The organism is Bacillus sp. ILBB4, from assembly GCF_035064545.1.
GTDB lineage: Bacteria > Bacillota > Bacilli > Bacillales > Bacillaceae_H > Priestia.
The window spans coordinates 367,833-389,901 of the sequence record NZ_JAIQVD010000004.1; the positions used below are offsets into that span (position 1 = coordinate 367,833).

Genomic DNA, 22,069 nt, shown 5'->3' on the forward strand with positions numbered 1-22,069 from the left:
CAGTGCAGTACTCCTTTTTATTTAATCTGATTTTTCAAATATTTATATCTTCTATTTTATCAGTAAACTCCCTTATTCAACATAAAAAAGCTCCTTAAATAGGAGCTTTTTGTTTAAGACAGCTGCTTCATTTTTTGTTTAAACAGCGCTACTTTAATCATAAAATAGGTAATGTTTTCAGGTAATTCTTCTTTGATTGGTTTTAACTTTTCATCGCCTACTGAGAAAGCAGCTTCTAAAATAAGCTGTTCGTCCTCCTCTGAAAGAAAAGGTGACCAGTCAATTTCTTTTTCTTCTTCTGCGCATTTAAACAAATGATTTTCAATGGTAATGCGGCTCAATTCACGTTCTGCAGCAATTTCATCTAACGATTTCCCTTGCTGAAATAGCTCATACGTCATTAAGTGAGAGCCTTCTTTTGATGAAGCTCTTGCTTTTTTCGGAGCAGGGGAAGATACTTCTCGCTTTCGATCTGGATGTTTCTCACAAAACTGTTTGATTTCAGTCGTGAATCGTTCTCCGTATCGCTCTTGTTTTTGTTCTCCGACTCCTTTTACAGTGGCGAACTGTTCAAGAGTTACCGGAAGTTTTGCGCACATATCATGAAGAGTATCGTCTGAGAAAATAACAAAAGGAGGCACGCCCGCTTCGTCTGCCAGCTGCTTTCGAACGGAACGCAAATGAGCAAACAGCTCGTCGTCTTGGACAATTTGCTTCACTTCCATTTGTTCTTTTCTCATCACTTTTTCCGTGCCCAGAAGCACACCTTTTCCTTTCGCTGCTACTGATAAAGTAGGAAATGATCCTTGTCCTACTAAAATAAACTGCTCTGAAATCAAATACTCAATAAAATCGCTCACTTCTTTAGCCGACCGGTCGCTCATGACGCCGTACGTTTTCAGCTTATCAAAACCAAAATCAACTACTTTTTTATTTCGTGAACCCGTTAATACTTGAGCAATCATCATTTTACCGAAACGTTCGCCCATACGAATCATACAAGATAATACTTTTTGCGTATCGACCGTTACGTCTATTTCCACACGATCATCCGTACAGTTGCTGCAGCGGCCGCACTCATGCGCTTCACTTTCTCCAAAATAATGAAGAATATACGCTTGCAAGCAGCCTTCTGTATGACAGTAGTTCACCATATTTTGCAGCTTTTCAAGATCTTGAATCTGCTTTTTAGGATTTGACGTTGACTGTTCAATCAAAAAGCGCTGCACGCGAATATCTTGAGGAGAATAAAGGACGATACACTCACTTGGAAGTCCGTCACGACCAGCACGTCCTGCTTCTTGATAATAGCTTTCCATATTTTTCGGAAGCTGATAGTGAAGAACAAAGCGAATATTTGATTTGTCAATCCCCATTCCGAAGGCAGAGGTAGCCACCATCACCTGCACATCATCTTGCAGAAAGCGGTTCTGCTCTTCGTCACGGCTGTTCCCATTCATACCAGCATGGTATTTTGATACATTAACTCCTGACTTTTGTAATCTAGCATGAAGCTCTTCAACATCTTTACGCGTAGCGGCATAAATGATTCCTGCTTCTTGGTCATTTTTACGGATATACTGCTCGATATAGCTGATTCGATCCTGGCCTTTTACCACAGCGAACGATAAATTTTCACGTTCAAATCCCGTCATCACCGTGTACTCTTCATTAATATGAAGAGCTCGACAAATATCTTCACGCACTTGAGGCGTCGCCGTAGCCGTCAGCCCCATCACAATCGGAGCGTTAGACAGCTTGCTGATCAGTTCGTTGATGCGTAAGTAACTCGGTCTAAAATCATGACCCCACTGTGAAATACAGTGCGCTTCATCTACCGCTACAAGCGGGATAGGAAGCATTTGAAGCTGCTCTAAAAACTGCGGAGACTCCAGTCGTTCCGGCGCTACATAAAGCAACTTATATTCGCCAAGTGCGACTTCTTCTAAGCGCTGCTGTACCTCCGTGTGAGTCAGCGAGCTGTTAATATACGTGGCCGGAATACCAGCTGCATTCAGCGTGTCCACTTGGTCTTTCATCAAGGAAATCAACGGAGAAATTACCAGTGTTGTACCTTCTAATAATAATGAAGGAATTTGATAACAAAGTGATTTTCCTCCTCCTGTTGGCATAATACAAGCGGTATTGTGCCCTTCTAAAACATAACGAATCGACTCTTCCTGTCCTTTTCGAAACGAATCATAGCCAAAATAGGACTGTAAATGTGTTAAAGCTTGTTCAAACTGCAAAATAGCGTCCTCCTTTAAAATAAGTAGAAATAGTAGTTGAGGGATCTATCGGAAGGAATTAAAACGTAGGGTTTTATTTTACCAAATCTTAAAAGAAGTTGCACAGAATTCGTTGATTTAAGGTTATAGCAAAAATGATAAGCGAAAAGCCCTCAATTTATAACTCTCTTTCCTATTACAAACAGTTTACAAACAGTTTACAAACAGTCTTTTTATGTATGTCAGGACTCCTTTCCTAAAAATCTTTCCCCATTCCATTCTTTTTTCCTGTATACTTAAGAATAGGAAAGAGGTGCTTATCACGAGACATCCTGTAGAAACGATTTATTATTTAGAAAATCCACAGCGTAATATTTCAACATATGCTTCCACAACTCAGTTAACGGTTGAGTCTGTTGTGAAAGATGTGTTTGGTGTTGCTTGCGTAGCAGATATTAAAATTATGCTCCAATATAATAAAGAATTCCGCAAAAGTATTAGTCAATTACACAATGCAATGGACGATGATCTTACGTTAGAAATGGTTTTTCGAGTTGCTTCAAAAGAAGATTTGCTTCGATTTAAAAAAAGTTTACTTGAAAGTAGTTTAGATGACGCAGAAACGTCAATAGACTGTCCATTCAGCGCAACCATTCAATTACAAGATGGTCGATATACATGGAACGAGTCTACTTCTGTTTATGAAAAACAAAAAGAACGTCTTTCATCTTAAATTTCTCATGTATGCAAAAAGCCTGGATCTTAGCTGTTTAAGATCCAGGCTTTTTGCAGTTTGTACTGTACCTTAAAAGGTCAAAAAAAAACGATGCAGGAAAAAGGCTAACTAAAGCTTCTTCCCGCTTACCCTTCACCAGATTCTCCTTAAAAATAAAAGCGTTTTTCCTTGTTCTTCTATATTAGGCTTTTTAACTCAATTTCATGAAATAGGTTTTATCTCTTCCAATAACGTGTATACACAAAACAAGGAGATAAGTTACTTAAGCTTCTCTTCATTACTCAACGTATTCAAGAAAGTTGTCTATCATACAAGGAGGTTTTTTGAAATGGTAAATGTAAAAGTAGTTGAAAATGGCGTACAGGCAAAAGATACAATTGAACAATTTTTGCGTGAAGGATTTACAAAAGACGAAGTTTATTTACTTGCACACCATCAAGATCGCTCCGAGGATTTAACAGCTGCAACAAATACAAACAACATCGGTCTTTCTGAACAAGGTGTTTTTGATGCGATTGCGAATGTATTTCGTTCTCGAGGAGACGAGCTTCGTGCCAAGATGCGTTCATTAGGATTATCACAGCCGGAAGCTGAACGCTATGAAGAAGAATTAGATCACGGTAAAGTCATCGTCGTTGCATCAAAAGTTGCTTAATCTAAAAGCCCTACAGCAGGGCTTTTTTATTTTTGTCTTCCTCCCTTTTACCCTTTCATTAAAGAAGTCATTCATACATATGATTATGAAGATAAGAGCTACTGTGAGGAGTGATATATTGATTATAGGAATTGAGTACACAAAACGTGTGAAAAATGGATTAGTCGTTAAAAATATTCCTTACAAGATACACGATAAACCCTGTGATGAAGGCTGCTGTAAAAACGATAAAACGATAGGCGTCAGAGACAAATTAAGGGTTAATTGGCTGTTGAATGTTTTTATGCCTAGCAAAAATATAACGGTATTTGATTATAAATATTGGTCAGAGGAATTAACTTCTTTATGGAGAGAGCATCGGAGAAAAACGATATAACACATCTGATAAAAAAATCTCCTTAATGAGCAAGGAGATTTTTTTCTATTTACTTCATGTTCTAGCCCTAACATATTTAGTACGCATTGCCGCAATTTTTATACCTTTAGATGTGGTGACAGTAAATGTACTGTCATCATTATAAATGGCTGCGTGAGATGCTTTTTCTTCCACTCATCATAATCAATTTTATATGTAACATTTCTTAGCTGTGTTTATCCTTTTCTGCTGAAGGTAATAATGGAGATGGATAAACTATATAAAGGGTGAAAAGTTATGATTAACGTCATTGAGACACTACTTGATTATATAAAGAACTCTTCTACAGATGATTCGCCCCCTCCCCCACATATTGGTGAGGCTATGGGATGCTGGTTATATTTCACTGCTTTAGTGGAAGAAGTACCTGTCTTAATACAACAACCAACAGTGAACTGCTTAAGCTTATTCAAGACTCAAAAAACCTGGCTGAATCTCAGATTAATACCCTAAAGAAATTAATGGTTAAAGAAGGAATCCTGCTTCCTGAAATACCGGCTACCAAGCCCAAATTCGACCCTAACAGCATTCCATTAGGAGCAAAAGCAACGGATTCTGAAATCGCTAACTTAATATCTGTAAAAGTTGCCTCTAATATCGTCATGTGCAGCACAAATATGGGACAGTCTATTAGAACCGATATTGGATTGATGTGGCTAAAATTCCACACTGAAAAGGTCATATTAGGATCAAAAGTGAAAAGTCTGATGCAGCAAAAAGGCTGGCTTAAAATTCCACCTTATTATTATTCACCTGGAGCACCTCATAACTAACTGAAGTGTTTTAAGGTAAGCAGCATAGATAACCTTACATCTAACACATTTAACGAGGTGCTTGAATATGGATTTCCCTACAATTCATACAAATTTTTGGGACGCAGTCATTGGCGTTCCTATCGTATTAATCGTGACGCAGCTGATCAAATGGCTTTTCCATCCTAAAAAGCAATATGTTCCGACTATTGCTTTAGCTGTTGGCGTGCTTTTTTCAGTATTTATCAGTCATCCTCATCATATTATTGCCGGCTTGTTTATGGGATATTTTTATGGATACGCTGCAATTGGCAGCTATGCCGGTCTTAAAACAACGTGGAGAACGATTAGGAAAGATACGTCTCCTTATTCATCAGACTAAAAATCAGCGAAATATTCGCTGGTTTTTAGTCTTCACTACTTATTTCTTCTGCCCCTAGCTCTTTGGCTAAGTGAACAACCGATTGATTGATTTTCCATACGTAATAAATGTTATGCAGCAGCTGAAGATGCTGTAAATTTCTTGATTGAACGGACGTATCAAAATAATCTAAAGATTGTTCAATCTTTTGTCTTACATCTTCAAGCGTGTATACATACGTTCCTCTTTCTCCTCGTAACGCTTTTTCAAGCTGAGTGAAGTTGCTTGCTACTTTCTCTTCCACTTCCTTTACTACGCCATGAAATTCTGCTTCCTTATAAAAAGCCTCGTTTCTAGTAGAAGAAGCTACCAAATGCTTGGCGTAATAATTAATGGCGGTAAAGACGGTCAAAAATTGCTGAAGACGTGAACGGCCAACGAAACCTTTGATAATAGGATCTGAATCGACATGAAGCTGTTTTAGCTTTTTTTCTAATTCCATTCCTTTATCAGCTAAATTGGCCAACGCATACTGCTTCGTAAAACGATGCAAATAAGTGTGAACAAATTCTTTTAAAGCCGCTACGTATTCTACTGAGGTGTCGGTTATTTTATCTCTTGTTCTTTTAGGAAACACAAGAGCAGATACGGCTAAACCAATTCCAACTCCTACAACTGTATCTAATACGCGAGCTAGTAATAAACTCTCTGAAATCCCCCCAAGAAGCATGTCATACATAAAGGCGAGCATCATCGTAATCCAAAAGCTCATAAACGAATACGTAATAGGAAAGAAATAAAAAGCCATAAACACACAGATAAAAAGCAGCGTTATTTCAAGTATCCCGGGTGAGACAAAGCTTGCGACAACAAAGCCAACAGCTGCTCCTAAAAGCGTTCCTACGCTTCGCTGCACGGCTTTTACAAACGTACTTCCTATCGTTTCTGTACCAAGAAGCACTAGATAGCCTGCTAACAGCGCCCAATATTGATGCGATGGAGATAAAAAAGAGCCAAATATTAACGTGGCAACAGCGGTGATGACCGCTTGAATAGACTTTTTCGTAGATGGTTTTAATCCTTTTTCTTCATCATTGTCCTCTTCGCCTTCTTTTTCTTCCGCTTCTTTTTGAGGCTGTTTTTCTTGTTTCACAATTGCTTGCTGCAGCTCATAGGCTTCATCAATCACGTGATTTGATATCGTTTCGATACGGCGGATTAAGTAAAGCCAGTCTTTATACCTTTTATCTTGAGGTTCGAGTTCACTTAATTTTTGGCGCAGCTCTTGCAGATGCTGAGCTGCATCCGTTAAGGAATGAGTAGGATTTTCATTTAATACTTCTGCTTCGCGAATCGATTCCACTAGCTTTAACAGCAGCTGCTGAATGTCAAAATGATTAAATGCTTTTAATTCACTGAGCTTTCGAATCGCCGGGGAATATGTCTGAAGCAGCATAACTGTATCAAATACATAAAGGCGCATCTGTTCAGCTGTTACGCCAAGCCATATGTCGTGGGGATCTGTATTTCCAAGCTCTTCTGATGCTACACGGGCATACTCTGCTAGTTTTTTAATATTGCGGTTATATTGTTTGATTTGAGCCGGTTCAATTTGTTTCTTTTGAATTAACTCAATAATTAAATCAAGCACCAAATTCACTTGAATATGAAATGATTTCATTGAAGACCTCAGCACGTTGGCAGGCCGGTCTTTAAAGATAACAAAATTATAGATAAATGCACAGCAGGCTCCTATTACAACGCCAGCTAACAGCCACGGCAGCTGAGAAAATGTGACGTGTAAAATAGAAGCAAAATAAAACGACATAAATGCTACCATCGACAGGGAAAAATAGCGAATACCAAATTTCTGTAAATAAAAAGACAAAAACACCAACAGAACAAGAAAAATATTTTCTGCTTGTCCATATCGTGATAAAAACGAGCCAATTCCGAGAGAAACGGCGCTGGAAAGTGCTACTAAGCCTGTTGTCACTTTTTTTGCGTTTGTTGTTTCATCATTCACGACCAATATACCCATCAGGCCGATTACACCTGCTAAAATAGCAGCGGTAATTTGTGAGCTTCCCGCTGCTTTTAATACGATCAGCATAATAACGACCGCTGTAATGACGCTGATCGTAGCTTTAGAAGCTGTTTTGAGCCTTTTTCGTCCAGGGTCTGCAGCAACTAAGCGGCTAAACCAATATGAAAAAATAAACACCCTCTCCTTTCGTGCTGTAGAGTTCTTTGTAGAAAGAGTAATATTATTACTTATACCCTTTTTTATTCTTTTCTATCGTATGTAAGCACGTTTTTACACTATAACATTGCGAAGGACTAAAGAGCTAAACAAATGCTTAAAAACACATCTGTTTTCTGTCAGATGTGTTTTTAAGCATTAATCAGTACTTACAATGTAAGTGAAGAAATTTCCCACCCGTTTGTTAACGGGTTTCTTTTTAAAGTAAAAACCATCGTGGTCTTTTGAGCCCCTTTATCTTCGTAATAAATAAGGCAATCTACGGCGATTTTCTCTTTTGTTCTATACTTTTTTGCATGAAATAAGTCCGTTTTATAATAAATAGTGGAGATACTATGCAGTTTTGTCCATAGCTTATGCTCTTGCTTCACGCGCAAAACCGGCTGCATTAAGGCATCGTCATCTTGCTTTAATCCTGTTAAAAACATATTTACGACTTCTGCCGGCTCAGCTTTTAATGCATATTCATCAAGCTTTCCTCCTGCTTTTAATACCATTAACTGATGACCTGGATCCACATTTTGAGACTTGTGAGTCGTACTTCCTGCAAAATGAATGCAAAAATGACCGGGGAACCCATTGTCAAGCGCACCGGCTCCGTGAGGCATTCCGTTCATGGAAGCTGCAAGCATTTGACCTTTAAACGGAATGAGAACAGCTCTTCGGTTCCAGCTCCATTTCCCATTATATAAGTGCTTCATTATTTTCGTATCTTGGCGTGTAAGCGGCTGAACATCTGCATGGTGTGAGCCTGCTCTTCGCTGCACATAAAAGTAAAAACCAGTTTCTACATCGATCACTTTAAATTTTTTCCCCTTTGGCAGTAAGCTTTCTACACGTTTCCACTTTAATACTTTTCCTGTGTCACTTACGGGAAAGTACGTAAGGTTTTCTTCTGCTTTCATCTTTTGGGGATGCACAAAAAAACTAATAAGCATAAAGACTAAAATCATTAATTTTGTCATTGTCTACCCTCATTACCTTGTAGTTTCTCTATGTAATATGCGAAAGTACACATACAATTATAAATAGAAATTTTTACACGCTAAGCTCATGGAAAATAATACAAAAAAGAGCTTGTGAATCTTATACATTAAACGGTTCATTTTATTCATACTAACAGGTGAAAGCGAGGTATATGATATGAATTTCACTTGGATGGTTGGACTTTTAATGCTCATTCAACCTCTTTCTACACAAGACCACCTATCTATTACTCATGACGGTAAACCAATTGAACGGATTGAACGGGACAAAGTGGCCGTGCCTCTTCTTCCTGTACCTATGGTTGATCTTGATCGATACAATCTTCTTCTAAAAGAATTGGATAAAAAAACATATAGAGAGCCCATAAATGCCCGCATTGATAAAAGCGGACAAATTGTTCCTGAGCAAGCGGGTGTCAAACTATATCATAAAGATTTTGCGAAGAAATTTTATACTTATTTTTTTAACGGCGGTACGTCAACATTAGAAATCCCGACGCTTCCTGTTCCGCCTCGCGTGGATAAGGAGCTGCTTGCAACGATTCGAATTAAGCAAATCGGTCATTATCATACGTTATTTAACCCTCATAATAAAAATCGTTCTCACAATATTTCCCTTGCGGCTGAATCACTAGACAGCAGCGTCATATTTCCTGGGGAAGTTTTCTCATTTAATCAAACCGTCGGAAAAAGAACGGCAGCCAAAGGGTATATGCGTGCGCCAATCATTGTAAAAGGAGAGTATTCTGAAGGAGTTGGAGGAGGAATTTGCCAAGTTTCTTCTACCTTATTTAACGCCGTCGATAACGCTGGCGTAACAATTACGCAGCGTTACTCACATAGCCGCAGTGTTTCCTACGTACCTCCTGGGCGAGATGCTACCGTGAGCTGGTATGGACCTGACTTTCATTTTAAAAATACGTATAGTGATCCTTTGTTAATTCGAGCGCAGGTGCACGGCGGAGTCGTAAGCGTAGCCGTTTATTCTACCGATGCGATTGAATACAAGCCTCGCCGTGTACCTTGGGCTTCTAATGACCCATTGTTGAAAGAAAAAAAAGCTGAATCACATGTTAATACTGAGCCTGCCGATTAATCATCTCTTCCAGCTTTTTATAATGAACATAAAAAAAAGCCTAAAGGATATCCTTTAGGCTTTTCAGTGATATAATTAGCAGCCGTAGCCGCCACCGTAACCACCGCTATAACAACTACATCCGATAATTACTAATAGAATAAATAATACAACTAATAAAGCGAAACCAGAACCAAATCCACATCCAGCATTAGACATACAAGCACTCCCTTTCAACGTAATTTTCTGTTGCTAAAACAAAGAAGGTTCAAACATGGGGTGTTTCTCATGGATAGGTTATTGTATGTCTGCCTAGACGTTTTGGTTTGCTGTTCTGCTCATTTTTTTAAAATTGGGCTTGTTTTCGTCTTTATAACTCGGAAAATGCAATTCCGTAAAAGTAAAGCTCATTTCCACTCTTCCTTTAAAATCGCGTAATAATATTCATCCCACCATCCTTTTTCAGTTGGAATACATTTTTTAAAATACCCTTCTCTTCTCATCCCGATCTTCTCCATAACACGATAAGAAGACGTATTCTCAGGTTGACAAGTAGCAATAATCCGATGCAGTTTCATTGTGTTAAAGCCATAGTCCACTATTGCTTTTGCCGCTTCTGAAGCATATCCTTTCTGATGATAGAGAGAATTAAATACCCAGCCAATTTCATAAGTATGGTTGCCAAAATAGTTAAAAAAGACGATATGGCCAATTAGAATTTTTCTGTCTTTTAATACAACTGGAAAATTTTTAACATTTTCTTTCATATTTTCATTTAAAAATTTCTTCGCATCAGTCTTACTAAAAACACCTTCTGGTATATACTTCATGACATTAGCATCAGATGTATATACGTAGACATCTTGCCAATCTTCATATTTAAATTTGCGTATTAGTAATCTTTTAGTCTCAATGTTCATGTGGTTCTCCCCTATCTCAAAGCTATCTTTCTATACGCTTGTTTCGATAGTGAAGATATAAAAACCTCTTTGCACCAAGTTACTATTGCTTTTGTTGACGCTTCTTTAAAACAAGATAAAGTGACTCTGCGAAAAAGAAAAACAAAAGAGAAAAAAGGTCAAATAATTCGGCCACTTCCATTACACGAAACGGGCTTAAAGCATTGTATAGTGCCTGCAGTACGTTCGTTCCTTGAAAAAGATCAATTCCTACAGAAAGAGCGAGCAATGATCCAAATAGCAGCAGGCTGACTCCAATAACTTCATCATTTTCACTCCTCACCTAATCATTACTTACCTCATAGGTTCGTCATTTTTATTTACTGCCATGCAAAAGATATTTTGTTAAAAATTATATAATTATACGGTTTTTGGTCAAATTAATAAAAACTATAGTATATAGTAAGGGTGCTTTCATTTATGCCTTCGTTCTTTAAAAATCAAAAATCTAAAAATAATCTTCGATCTCAGGCAAATCAAACAAGCAGTGAACAAACAGAGTCTTCTCTTAAGAATCTGCTGTCTGAGAACCTTACCTTTATTAATAGGTACAGCTACTTTATTTAAAATTAAATCTCCTTCACAACTAGCGTATCCTTTAGGCATCATTGTGTTGTTTTTATCGATTACCATCGCTAGTAATTTTTAAGAACATCTTTATGAAGGGTTACACGTAGCGAGATTTCTTTTACATATGCCACTATTTTCTATCGTACCCATACTGCTTCTGATTATCGCATTTTTGAAGAATAGGAAGAAGCAACACAGATCGTGTATCTCTAATAAATAGAAAAATGGCTTAATTTATCGAGGTGATTTTTTTGTATATATGGTTTTATGATCATTTTGTTAATACCATCTTATTTCCGCTTACTTGTATCATGCTAGTGTGCCTATCATTAGGACTGTATGCATACTTCAAGCTGAAAAAAATGAAAAATTGATACTAGATGGCTATTTCCCTCATTCAAAACAAGAAAGATACAACAAGATAAAAAGCAACTGTTATTCCCGCTGCAATTAAAGCTGGCTTTAATTTATACTTGGCATATTCAATAACCGATAAATCTAATATTTTGGCGATAGTATTCGTATCGTCGCTTAAAGGTGAAGAAAACGCTCCAAATGAACCGCTCGCAAATACCGCACCGATAATCAACGGTAAAGAAAGGTCTGCGGAACTTGCAAGCGATACACCAAGGGGCATTAAAATCCCCCACGTCCCCCAAGCAGATCCGATAAAGTAAGAAATAGCGGCTCCAAAGATAAACATGAACGGAGTGACAAACATTTGAGGAATCCACTTAGAATGTGCCGTCACAAAATTTGAAAAACCTAAGTCTTCTGTAACAGCGGATAATCCCCATACTACCGATAACAGCAAAATAACGGACATTAAGTCATTGCCTCCTGTGATAAAACCATTAAGCAAATTCTGTAATGTAAAGCGCTGAAACAAGAAAAAAATGAGGGTAATTAACGTAGTGATAATTAAAGCTACTACCATCGCTTCTAACACGTCTGCTTTAATAAATGCTTCAAAAAAGCTGTGGCTCTTATGATGCCCGCTCCACCATGTTAAAAGTAAGGTAAGTGAAATCACAACAAGTAAAGGTACTAACAAATTCCAAGGCTTAGAAGGCAAATCCTTCGACACGCAAGGATGGCAATCATGCCAATCTTTTTCGTCTTCTTCCTCGAGCTTCATAGGAGCCGTAGATGTTGAAGGATGAAAAAAGCTGAAATAAATCCCTACCAGAATAATCACAATCGAAAAGAAGTTATAAGGAATGCTTTGAATAAACAAAGAATAAGCGTCTTGTTTTATGCCTTGATGATCAATTGCCATTTGAATGATTGAGACCATATACCCTACAAATGCCGTTGCCACAGGAATTAAGACGATAACAGGAGTAGCAGTTGTTTCAATAACAAACCCTAGCTCTGCTGTCGTCATTTTCACCTTCTTCAGTAATGCTCTCATAATGGGCGCGATCGTCACAAAACGAAATGTGGGAGCACTGAATGTTCCAATGGTTGAAACATAGGTTAAAATAAGGGCTTTTTTTCTTGTATCAATTCTTTCTGCAGCAGTTTCCACAAATCCCTTAACTCCTCCAGCCATCTTAATCATTCCGATAAGCCCTGAAAACGCGTATAAAAAGACGACGATTTCTATATTACTTTTATTTCTAAGAGCTTGTACAACGTAGTGAAGTAGCTTTTCAACACCTCCAATAATCGAATGATCAATCAAATACGCGCCTACTAATAAGCCTAAAAACAACCCTGGCAGCACTTGTTTGGTGAAAATAGCTATTGGAATAACAATTAAAAACGGTATAATTGAAAACCAACTAGATTCCATAGGACTCTCCCCTATCTTAAAAACCATATTAGATGTCTTCACGTATCGTTCATTAGCTTTTAATGTAACCCCAATATTATGTGTATATTCACGAAAACAACACGTATAAGCAGTACTGCTTTAATAAAATATTTCTGATTAAAAACAGCATAATAAAACTCTTTATTTCTACAACAAAAAAAGCAGTTTGCACATGCAAACTGCTTTTGAAAAGAAGCGGAAGACGAGGTTCGAACTCGCGACCCCCACCTTGGCAAGGTGGTGTTCTACCACTGAACTACTTCCGCGCGTATATGAAAGTAAAGATGCGGGTGAAGGGACTTGAACCCCCACGTCATAAGACACTAGATCCTAAGTCTAGCGCGTCTGCCAATTCCGCCACACCCGCGTGTGAATTAAAAGATAACTCCAAAATGGCAGGGGCAGTAGGAATCGAACCCACACTGACGGTTTTGGAGACCGTAGTTCTACCTTTAAACTATGCCCCTAGAAATGATTTCTTCAAAAGAACCTCGTTTATTAACGACGCTATATCATAATAAAACATATATGGAATTTCGTCAATAGGTCTTTTGATGAATCATAACTAGTACTAGGGATTTCAAAAAAACTGTGAGGCATATCACAGTTTTTTACACATTCCCTTCACCAGCTGCAGTCCTCTTTAATCTCCGCTATTTGTTTTTAAAAACTCTGCTGTAACACAGTACTATACAAAATGTCTCCAAAATCGTGTAAAGACCGAAAGAATATGTAGGAGTGCAGATTTTACGGGAGGGACATTTTTTTGAGAATCCGTATTAAGATCAACAGGTTCTCCCTCATTCCCCACGAGCATACTGTGAGAAATTTTAGTTTCAATAGCTCCTGTTAGCTCGGCTGCAAATTCTTCACTATCTATCATAACCATGGATTCAGTATTTAAAAATACAGAACGTGAATCTAAGTTAAAAGAACCAACTGCACTTAAACGCTGATCATAAACAACAGATTTCCCGTGAATTGAATAGGGCTTTTGATATTCATAAAGCTTCGAACCAGCTTTTATAACGCGATTCTTTACTCCCAAGTATGCAGAAAAAGCCATAGCATTCGGAGTGGATGTAATAGAATTAGTTAAAATAATTCTTTGCACTTTTGGTTTTACTTGCTTATCTATATACTGTTCCATCTCTTTTGTTGGTACGATATAAGGGCTTTGAACAACAATGGATTTTTCAGCTTGTTGGGAAAGCTTAATAAATGTTTTCCATATAAAAGGGCTTTTATTCATTCGTTGAATAGGATTTGTAATAAAAGAAACCTTTCTTGTAGGCATCGTTGATTCTCTCCATACAATATAAGGATGGACAAAAGGTTCATTTGCTTTTTTTGCCTCTTCGTATTGATCTATTAACAATTTTTTTCCTGAAAGGCCCCGAAATTGTTTAGTTTTCTTGAGCTTTGGAAAAGCTTTGAGGGTATACGGGTGGTTCCATAATTTCTCTACATACTTCTCCATTGAGACAATGACACTATGACTTTCTTGCTTTGTGTTATAAATCAGCACATCACGGTCATAGACAAAATTTTTATCTGGTTGACTGGCCAAGTATTTATCCCCAATGTTTCGTCCTCCACTAATACCTAATTGGCCATCGACTACTATTATTTTATCGTGAAGACGGTTATGCCATGTCCAAGGTTTAAAAATAGTGAAGGGCTCATAGTACTTTAATTCTATATTATTGTGGAAAGCTAGAGCATAAAGAACATTCTTTCTTTTGCCTTTTAACCCATGAGAGATCCCGTCTAACAGCACTCGAATACGTATACCTCGATCCGCAGCTTCGAATAAAGCGCCCATAAGTAAATCCGAAGAACGACCTTTACCTATGGAAAAGTACGCAATATCAATTGTATGCCTCGCTTCTTGAATCATCTGCATCCGAACAAGCCCTGAAAAATAACCATTTTCTAAAAGCATAACTCGATCTGTGGATTCTTTCTTCCCGTAAAAATTCTCAGTATTCATTACTTTTAAGTCTTTTCCCTTGTGCAAAGGGACATAAAACAGTACCACTGCAGTTACGAATACATATATGAAGTACAATACGACAATCATTATTAGTATGTTTATTAGCATATTTCCTGTCACAATCCCTTTCCATTCTTATCGTTCTGTTTTTATTAGGATTCTTACTTTTTTAACTTCTATACCTTTTAAAATAAGAATGGAATGATGGATTATTTGTTACACCACTGTTGATTTCCGTGCAAGTCTTCGCCTTTCCCCCAAAACAACAGCTAGAAGCAATTATATACACGAAACTTACGTTTACACTATCAATAAAAAATCCGAACGCGTTCGATTCTCCATCAAGAATCAAACGCGCTCGGATCTTCCTTCAAATAACCTGCTTTTGTTCCAGCCTCTTTCAAATAGATATGATTATTGTAAAAATAATTCTCAATTTTTCTTTATACATATTTAAGGAGATATATGCTTTATTATGGTTTTAAGATAACTTTTGTACATTCATCCTGATGATTGTTAAACATTTCATAGGCTTCACTTGCTTGATCAAGAGGAATTTTATGAGAAATTATTTCTGTAGGATCAAACTCCCTATCTGTAATTTTTTTAAATAATTCTGGCATGTAATGAATTACTGGAGCCTGTCCCATTTTTAAAGTGATGTTTCTTTCAAAAATGTTCCCAAGAGGAAACATATTATATATCGATCCATATACACCTGTTAGCTGAATTGTCCCAAATTTCCTTACTGCTTTTAATGCAATTTGAATAGCACTTAACGTTCCTCCTTGCAGCTTGAGTTTTTGTTCAATCGCTTCTACTGGTGATTTCTTTCCATCCATTCCTACACAATCAATTACAACATCTGCTCCACCACCGGTTACCTCTTTAATATAGCTTCCCATATCGTCGTATTTATCAAAATTAAAGCACTCTACGTTATTCATTTGTTTAGCTCGTTTTAATCTATATGGAACGTTATCAACAGCGATGACCCGTTTAGCACCTTTCATCCATGCAAACTTTTGAGTCATTAATCCAATAGGACCGCTGCCAAGAACCATCACTGTATCCCCAGGTCCAACTCCGGAATTTTCTACACTCCAATAAGCGGTTGGCAGAACATCAGACATAAATAACAATGCCTCATCTTCAAGCTCACAGGAGGGTGGAATTACAAATGGCATAAAATTCCCAAAGGGAACACGTAATAGTTCAGCCTGTCCTCCTGGGTGATTCCCGTATCGTTCAGTGAACCCGAAGTATCCTCCTGTATCGATTTCCTTATTAGGATTAGAGTTATCACATTGACTTTCTAAATCATGCTGACAATAATAACAGGTTCCGCACGAAATATTGAACGGTAAAACTACTCTGTCTCCTTTTTTTACTTTTGTTACCTCTGGACCCACTTCTTCTACAATCCCCATTGGTTCATGGCCAATAACGTATCCTTTTTCAGCAGGGAGAGCACCTTGGTAGATATGTAAATCCGAACCGCAAATAGCTGTAGATGTAATCCTAACAACAATGTCGTCTTTTTTCTTCAAAGATGGATCTTCTACTTCTTTTACTTGGATATCCTTTGCACCTTGAAAAGTTACTGCTTTCATAATCATCCTCCTTAATTAAATTACTACTCTATACCCTTAATGTCCCAAAATATGTATATGCATGGTTAGAAATTTATTTAGCCTTCATTTAGATTAAAAAATAAGCGTAAATACTTCTTATACGACAAAAAAAGCAGAAGTTCATTATCTTCTGCTTTTACGATTTATACTCTCTATTGTGAACCTGCCTAAGTAAAACAGCGGCTCTTTTATTGATTGAGGTCGTTCTCCATATCTTTTATATCTTGCTGAAACTCTGTTAAACGCTGACGCTGTGTTTCAGAAGCATTTTCAAGCGCATTCTCAATTTGCTGAGAGGCTTCATTCACTTCACCTATTGCTTGCTTCGCTTCATGGCCGTACGATGCATCATTTTTAGCTTCATTTGCCTGTTCATATGCATCTACTGCTTCTTTATGCCCCTGCTGTGCTGCTTGAAACGATTGTTGTTTATCTTTATTGTATGGGTATTTTTTCATCATAGTGCTCCTTTCCATTTGTTCACTCTTTAGTGTGGCATTTTTCTACTTATTCATACGACGCTTAAATAGGTTAAAGCTAAGTGAATATTCCTCATAACAAATCCCTCAATCATATAAGAGCCCTAGAAAATATCTTCTATCTCCTGAAATGCTTTCTATATCTTACAAAAATGTATAATCACTTTCTTTAGCGGACATCATACGAATAGCTTATCTGAACGAAAAAATGTATTGGGGTTGACTGCATACACTTTTTTCTTTCCTTTTTGATCACTTGTTCTGGGATTATATGGATGGAAATAAAAAGATTACCTCAACACTCTCATAAAAAGGAACGGAACATTTTTATTGTGTTCATGACAATCAGTATCATAATCGCTCTTGCAAAAATCTTTCGGCTGCCTCTACCGAACCCTTCTGATTGGGTAGAAGTAATGTTTCAACCTTTAAGTCACTTATTATTCCGTTGGATCACTTAATTAGTGTATATGGCAAAAGGATGTGCTCATTTTGCTTAATGAAATCAATATTTCAGCTGCGCAGTTTCGCAAATTAGTAACTTTGTATAGCATCGGAAGCACAATTATTGTTGTACCTGCCGCTATTACAGCTGATGCTCATCAAGATGCCTGGATTGCCGCACTCTTCGGTGTTGCATTAGGAATTGGCTTAGTTTTGCTTTTTACCTCACTAGGAAAAATGTTTCCAACGCTTACGCTGATGGAAATGAACGAAAAAATTTTTGGCAAACTATTTGGAAAGATTGTTTCTGCTGTTTTTGTGTTATCCAATTTATTTATCAGCAGTCAAGTTCTTTACTATGTAGGGAATTTTCTCACTACACAAATTCTTCCCTACACCCCGCTTACAGCCATCCACATTGCATTTATGGGTGTGGTCATCGTAGGAGTACGCCTAGGAATAGAGGTTATTGCACGAAGTGCCGAGATTTTATTCCCTTGGTTTGTCGGATTATTCGGGCTTCTCATTGTGTCTATGATCCCTCAAATTAAAATAGAGCATCTTCAGCCTGTGTTCGAAATCCATCCAAAAGCTTTTATTCGTGCTGTTTTAACGTTTTTAAGCATAAGTTCTTTGACTTATACGATTCTGCTTATGATTTTCCCTTCCCATACACCAGACACGAAAAAGGCAACTCAATCCTTTTATATAGGTAATATAGCCGGTGGACTAGTGATGGTTACGTTAATCTTACTCGGAATTTTAGTACTTGGTCCTTATTACTCCCAAATCACCATGTTTCCAAGCTATGAATTAGGAAGAAGAATTGATGTAGGAAACTTTCTTCAAGGAATTGAAGTAGTCATTGCTATTTTGTGGTTTATTACTCTCTTTTTTAAGCTTTGCATTTACTTTTACGCTACTCTTTTGGGGTTTGCCAATGTATTTCATATAAAGGATTACAAGCTATTTTCTTTTCCAGTCGCACTCATCATGATTACCCTTTCCCTTATTGTGTATCCAAGCGTTTCTTATCAAAAGGATTGGGATACAAAAACGTGGATTCCCTACAGCTTACTTGTAGGCATCTTATATCCACTTTTCCTTTTAATTGCAGGGTTTATTCAAAACAAAAAGCGGCGTTCTAGCAATGGATAGAAACTCAAAAACCTTTAATAAAGAATGCACCTTCAGTATAAGTAATTATTTTTCAGGAAAATATAACACTAATTATTCATGTATAGGAGCTAGTGTATGCTAGGGGTATTGGGTTTACTTATTGTTTGCACGCTCGTCATTTGGTTTGAAGTACCTAAACTACGGCATAAAAAAGCGAAGAAAGAACTGTGGCTATTCTATACAGTTCTTGCAATCGGAATGGTGGTAAGCATCTGTAAAGCACTTGGTTTAAATGTTCCAAATCCTTCTGATTTATCAGCTGCTATCTTCAAGCCAATCAGCATATTTTTATTTCATTTATTATCTTAATACGTTAAGACGAGGAAGTGAATACAGTGAAACCTGTAGTTAAAATTTCAACGATTCAATTTCGCATGCTCGTTATGCTTTATACAATTGGAAGCACAATTGTTATTGCTCCAGCAGCTATGACTGTAGATTCCAAACAAACCGCTTGGATTCCAGCTATCCTTGGAGTAGTATGCGGATTTGTATTAGTAAAAGTATATATAGCTCTCGGACTGTTATTTAAAGATAAAAATCTGATAGAAATCAATGAAGCAGTGTTTGGAAAATATCTAGGAAAAGGTGTATCTTGTTTATTTGTCACGTCTACTGTCATAACATGCAGCCGCATTGTATACTACGTGGGGAGTTTTTTAAATACACATATTATGATGGAAACGCCGCTGATTGCTATTCACATTATTTTTATGCTTGTGGTTGTGTTCGGAGCAAGACTCGGACTAGAAACCATCGCACGCTGCTGTGAAATATTTTTCCCTTGGTTTATTGGCCTTCTCGGAATTTTCATCTTCTCACTGACTCCTCAAATGAAAGTCCAAAACCTTATGCCTTTATTAGATATTCACTTAAAGCCGCTGACTCATTCGGTTTTCATCTTTCTTAGCATCACTTATTTTACTTTTGCTCCTTTAATGATGGTATTTCCTCTTCATTTAAGAAAACCTGAAAAAGGTGCTAAAGCTTTAATGAGCGGAAGTCTGTTAGGTGGATTTATTATGGTAGCGATCATTCTCTTTTGTATAATGGTTATTGGCTCTTATCATTCTTCAACTACCATGTTTCCTGTATACGAAATGGCTAAGCGAATTGAGGTGGGGAATTTTTTGCAAGGAATTGAAGTAATTATTGCTATTATATGGTTTCTTACTCTTTTCTTTAAAGTTTCTCTTTATTTTCATGCTTCTATCGCTGGGCTTTGCCACATTTTTAACGTTAACGAAACTAGATTTCTAACGTTACCGATGGGGTTAATCGTTACAACTTTTTCTATTATCGTTTATCCAACTATTATCTATCAAAAAACATGGTTAGCCGAAACGTGGATTCCCTATAGTTTTTTCGTAGGGGCTTTTTATCCTTTTATTGTTCTTATTATAGGCTGGATCCGCTTTAGACCTGCTAAAATAAAAAAGATAATAAAATCCACATAAAAAAGCAGGTAGTCACCTGCTTTTTTATGCTTGAAGCGCTTGAAGTCCTGCTTGGTTTAAGAAATGCCAAGGCTTATTAAAATGCGGCTGAAAGAAAAAGTCCATAAAGCCAAGCTCATCGATCGTCATTTCCTGCTGTACACATACAGACAATGTATTGATTGCTTGAGTAGCATCAATTTTAGAAATAACCTGTGCACCTACAATTCGTCTTGTTTCTTCTTCATATACTACTTTTAACGTAATATTTTCGTACGTTGGCATGAATTCAGGTCGGTTATTCTCTGATATTGTGATACTTTTCACATTCATATCAAAAAGAGAAGCTGCTGTTTCTGTTATGCCGGTAGATGCAACATTGTAATCATAAATATGCAAGCCTGACGTTCCTTGTGTTCCCATATACTTAATCGTTGGCTTAACAAGGTTTTGAGCTACTAATGTTCCCATTCTAACCGCATTGGTAGCAAGCGGAATATAAGCATGTTTCTTAATCGGATTGTAGTAAATGGCACAGCTATCTCCGGCAGCAAATATATCTTTTTTGCTTGTTTGCATATATTCATCAACCACAATTGCCCCGTTTGGAAGCATATCTACTTGTCCTTTTACTAAGTCTGTATTTGGACGGAAGCCAACACACAGAATAACAAGATCCGCTTCGTATTCGCCATCAGTTGTCACTACTTTTTCAACAGATCCCTCACTGCCTACAAATTTAGTAACCGCTTGGTTTAATGCTAATTTAACTCCTCGATTTTCAAACTCAGTTTCCATTAAATTCGTAAATTCTGGATCAAGATATTTATTTAAAATACGATCAGCACTATCAATAAACGTCACTTCTTTTCCATACACTTCGAATGCTTCTACTAATTCTGCACCAATATAGCCCGCACCAATTACTGCTATTTTCTTCGCTTGCTTCGCTTTTCCAATAATGTGATTAGCATGCTGATAGTTTTTACAAAGCACAACATTATTTAAATCGATGCCTTCAAGGTTTGGAATAATCGGCCATGATCCAGTTGTCATCACTAGTTTATCAAATGTATCTTCAAATTCTTCCTTGGTCTCTAAATTTCGTACAGCTATTTTTTTACCATCTGTATCAATATTCGTAACTTCATGCTTCATTTTCATATTTACACCCATCTCTTGCAATTCAGACGGTGAAGAGTAAAATAAGCCATTTGCATCTTTTACGACCCCGCCTACATAGAGCGCAATTCCACAAGACAAAAATGAAACATTATCATTTCGCTCATAAACTGTAATTTTAGCTTCTGGATAAAGTTCTGCCATATTTTTTACTGCTGCCGTTCCTGCATGTGTACACCCTACTACTGCAATTTTCATAGATGATATCCCCCTTAGGATTATAGAAAATATGATATTGTGAAGTTTTTCACATATATTGTGAAATTTTTCACAATATCTTTTACAATTCTTATTATACAAACATGTTTGTCCTTTTTCAAGAGATATGTGAAAAAAATCACATACTTTTTTTAAAAAATATGTTACAGGGTTCTTTAAATGGCGTTGAAGCTTGATATGATGCGCTGCTGATGAGAAACTTCATCAGCTTGTTTTTTTACGTAGAAATTCACTATCCAATGCACTCTCCATCAAAAAAAATAAGACGGATAAAAGAGTCACCGCTAAAATAGATACAGTGATGCCGCTCACAAGCAAGTCTGCTATGTAAACTGATAGAAAAGTAAAAAATATATCCACAAAAGCTGTGGATGTTATAAATAGTACTCTATTCAGTCTGGCATTCTTCATTAAAAAAATGAGTGCCTTTGAAAAAAGCTCTGTGATAGAGCCAAATACAAAAATTAAAAATAGAAATAAACATATGGACCAGTAGGACTCATATTCCACTCCCATTACTTTAAGAAAGCCTATAAAACCAAAAAAGTAGCTTCCCATTAGTATCGCTAAAATGATTAGTACCATCGCTCCTACTATAAAGAACGCGATTAAATGATCCATTCCCCTGCTTTTTCTTTTCATTGTTCCACTCCACCTTACTTACTCATCACTTAATCCATA

General features: G+C 37.1%; 21 protein-coding genes, 3 tRNA genes and 1 pseudogene. 10 read left to right on the forward strand and 15 right to left on the reverse strand.

What is annotated here, in order from left to right; translation table 11 throughout:
• Window positions 1-113: 113 nt before the first annotated feature.
• Window positions 114-2,249 (reverse strand): DNA helicase RecQ, encoded by a 2,136-nt coding sequence (gene recQ, locus LAV82_RS18970; protein WP_013056957.1) that lies wholly within the window; start codon window positions 2,247-2,249, stop codon window positions 114-116.
• Window positions 2,250-2,541: 292 nt separating this feature from the next.
• On the opposite strand from recQ, the gene LAV82_RS18975 reads away from it, so the two are divergent.
• From LAV82_RS18975 to LAV82_RS18995, 5 genes are all read left to right on the forward strand, one after another.
• On the forward strand, window positions 2,542-2,961 hold the full coding sequence (locus LAV82_RS18975; protein WP_013056956.1) for a hypothetical protein: 420 nt from the start codon (window positions 2,542-2,544) through the stop codon (window positions 2,959-2,961).
• A 331-nt stretch (window positions 2,962-3,292) separates the two neighbouring features.
• A complete protein-coding gene (locus tag LAV82_RS18980; RefSeq protein ID WP_013056955.1) occupies window positions 3,293-3,619 on the forward strand; it encodes a YflT domain-containing protein in 327 nt (108 codons plus the stop codon).
• A gap of 118 nt (window positions 3,620-3,737) precedes the next feature.
• Window positions 3,738-3,995, forward strand: coding sequence for a hypothetical protein (locus LAV82_RS18985; protein ID WP_029321637.1), 258 nt, complete (start codon window positions 3,738-3,740; stop codon window positions 3,993-3,995).
• 368 nt (window positions 3,996-4,363) lie between these two features.
• The gene (locus LAV82_RS18990; RefSeq protein WP_499716714.1) at window positions 4,364-4,807 is read left to right on the forward strand and encodes a DUF3231 family protein; all 444 of its coding nucleotides are present in this window, start codon (window positions 4,364-4,366) and stop codon (window positions 4,805-4,807) included.
• A gap of 67 nt (window positions 4,808-4,874) precedes the next feature.
• Entirely contained in the window at window positions 4,875-5,168 is a 294-nt protein-coding gene (locus LAV82_RS18995; protein ID WP_013056952.1) for a hypothetical protein, read from the forward strand.
• Between the two features lie 25 nt (window positions 5,169-5,193).
• On the opposite strand, the gene LAV82_RS19000 is transcribed toward LAV82_RS18995, so the two are convergent.
• Together LAV82_RS19000 and LAV82_RS19005 are read right to left on the reverse strand one after the other, a co-directional pair.
• Window positions 5,194-7,371: an FUSC family protein gene (locus LAV82_RS19000; protein WP_499716715.1), complete on the reverse strand. Its 2,178-nt coding sequence runs from the start codon at window positions 7,369-7,371 to the stop codon at window positions 5,194-5,196.
• A 188-nt stretch (window positions 7,372-7,559) separates the two neighbouring features.
• Window positions 7,560-8,375 carry a hypothetical protein gene (locus tag LAV82_RS19005; protein ID WP_013056950.1) on the reverse strand — a complete coding sequence of 272 codons (816 nt, stop codon included), beginning with the start codon at window positions 8,373-8,375 and terminating at the stop codon, window positions 7,560-7,562.
• Window positions 8,376-8,553: 178 nt separating this feature from the next.
• Here LAV82_RS19005 and LAV82_RS19010 point away from each other — a divergent pair, with 178 nt between their 5' ends.
• Window positions 8,554-9,492, forward strand: a complete 939-nt coding sequence (locus LAV82_RS19010) for a VanW family protein (RefSeq protein ID WP_499716716.1) — start codon at window positions 8,554-8,556, stop codon at window positions 9,490-9,492.
• A 75-nt stretch (window positions 9,493-9,567) separates the two neighbouring features.
• On the opposite strand, the gene LAV82_RS19015 is transcribed toward LAV82_RS19010, so the two are convergent.
• The 3 genes from LAV82_RS19015 to LAV82_RS19025 all read right to left on the reverse strand — a co-directional run bounded on the left by LAV82_RS19015 (window position 9,568) and on the right by LAV82_RS19025 (window position 10,713).
• On the reverse strand, window positions 9,568-9,690 hold the full coding sequence (locus LAV82_RS19015) for a YjcZ family sporulation protein (protein WP_013056948.1): 123 nt from the start codon (window positions 9,688-9,690) through the stop codon (window positions 9,568-9,570).
• 188 nt (window positions 9,691-9,878) lie between these two features.
• The gene (locus LAV82_RS19020; protein WP_499716717.1) at window positions 9,879-10,391 is read right to left on the reverse strand and encodes a GNAT family N-acetyltransferase; all 513 of its coding nucleotides are present in this window, start codon (window positions 10,389-10,391) and stop codon (window positions 9,879-9,881) included.
• An 82-nt stretch (window positions 10,392-10,473) separates the two neighbouring features.
• Complete coding sequence (locus tag LAV82_RS19025; protein WP_211078698.1) at window positions 10,474-10,713, reverse strand: YczF family membrane protein; 240 nt, start codon at window positions 10,711-10,713, stop codon at window positions 10,474-10,476.
• Window positions 10,714-10,971: 258 nt separating this feature from the next.
• Here LAV82_RS19025 and LAV82_RS19030 point away from each other — a divergent pair.
• A pseudogene (locus tag LAV82_RS19030) lies at window positions 10,972-11,220 on the forward strand (spore gernimation protein KB); the annotation flags it as partial.
• A 177-nt stretch (window positions 11,221-11,397) separates the two neighbouring features.
• Here the strand turns inward: LAV82_RS19030 and LAV82_RS19035 are convergent.
• The 7 genes from LAV82_RS19035 to LAV82_RS19065 form a co-directional block, all read right to left on the reverse strand.
• On the reverse strand, window positions 11,398-12,798 hold the full coding sequence (locus LAV82_RS19035; RefSeq protein WP_499716718.1) for a Na+/H+ antiporter NhaC family protein: 1,401 nt from the start codon (window positions 12,796-12,798) through the stop codon (window positions 11,398-11,400).
• Between the two features lie 215 nt (window positions 12,799-13,013).
• Window positions 13,014-13,085, reverse strand: a tRNA-Gly gene (locus LAV82_RS19040).
• A gap of 19 nt (window positions 13,086-13,104) precedes the next feature.
• Window positions 13,105-13,186, reverse strand: a tRNA-Leu gene (locus LAV82_RS19045).
• A 26-nt stretch (window positions 13,187-13,212) separates the two neighbouring features.
• Window positions 13,213-13,286, reverse strand: a tRNA-Trp gene (locus tag LAV82_RS19050).
• 221 nt (window positions 13,287-13,507) lie between these two features.
• On the reverse strand, window positions 13,508-14,902 hold the full coding sequence (locus LAV82_RS19055; RefSeq protein ID WP_499716842.1) for a phospholipase D-like domain-containing protein: 1,395 nt from the start codon (window positions 14,900-14,902) through the stop codon (window positions 13,508-13,510).
• A gap of 386 nt (window positions 14,903-15,288) precedes the next feature.
• Window positions 15,289-16,428, reverse strand: a complete 1,140-nt coding sequence (locus LAV82_RS19060) for a zinc-dependent alcohol dehydrogenase (protein ID WP_499716719.1) — start codon at window positions 16,426-16,428, stop codon at window positions 15,289-15,291.
• Window positions 16,429-16,637: 209 nt separating this feature from the next.
• Window positions 16,638-16,907 carry a hypothetical protein gene (locus tag LAV82_RS19065; RefSeq protein WP_013083053.1) on the reverse strand — a complete coding sequence of 90 codons (270 nt, stop codon included), beginning with the start codon at window positions 16,905-16,907 and terminating at the stop codon, window positions 16,638-16,640.
• A 504-nt stretch (window positions 16,908-17,411) separates the two neighbouring features.
• Here LAV82_RS19065 and LAV82_RS19070 point away from each other — a divergent pair.
• The 3 genes from LAV82_RS19070 to LAV82_RS19080 all read left to right on the forward strand — a co-directional run bounded on the left by LAV82_RS19070 (window position 17,412) and on the right by LAV82_RS19080 (window position 20,008).
• The gene (locus LAV82_RS19070; RefSeq protein ID WP_254702817.1) at window positions 17,412-18,530 is read left to right on the forward strand and encodes a GerAB/ArcD/ProY family transporter; all 1,119 of its coding nucleotides are present in this window, start codon (window positions 17,412-17,414) and stop codon (window positions 18,528-18,530) included.
• Window positions 18,531-18,626: 96 nt separating this feature from the next.
• Window positions 18,627-18,860: a hypothetical protein gene (locus tag LAV82_RS19075; RefSeq protein WP_013056938.1), complete on the forward strand. Its 234-nt coding sequence runs from the start codon at window positions 18,627-18,629 to the stop codon at window positions 18,858-18,860.
• Window positions 18,861-18,886: 26 nt separating this feature from the next.
• A complete protein-coding gene (locus tag LAV82_RS19080) occupies window positions 18,887-20,008 on the forward strand; it encodes a GerAB/ArcD/ProY family transporter (protein WP_211078701.1) in 1,122 nt (373 codons plus the stop codon).
• A gap of 24 nt (window positions 20,009-20,032) precedes the next feature.
• On the opposite strand, the gene LAV82_RS19085 is transcribed toward LAV82_RS19080, so the two are convergent.
• Complete coding sequence (locus LAV82_RS19085; protein ID WP_499716720.1) at window positions 20,033-21,367, reverse strand: FAD-dependent oxidoreductase; 1,335 nt, start codon at window positions 21,365-21,367, stop codon at window positions 20,033-20,035.
• A gap of 225 nt (window positions 21,368-21,592) precedes the next feature.
• Window positions 21,593-22,030, reverse strand: coding sequence for a YrvL family regulatory protein (locus LAV82_RS19090; RefSeq protein ID WP_499716721.1), 438 nt, complete (start codon window positions 22,028-22,030; stop codon window positions 21,593-21,595).
• Window positions 22,031-22,069: the final 39 nt, after the last annotated feature.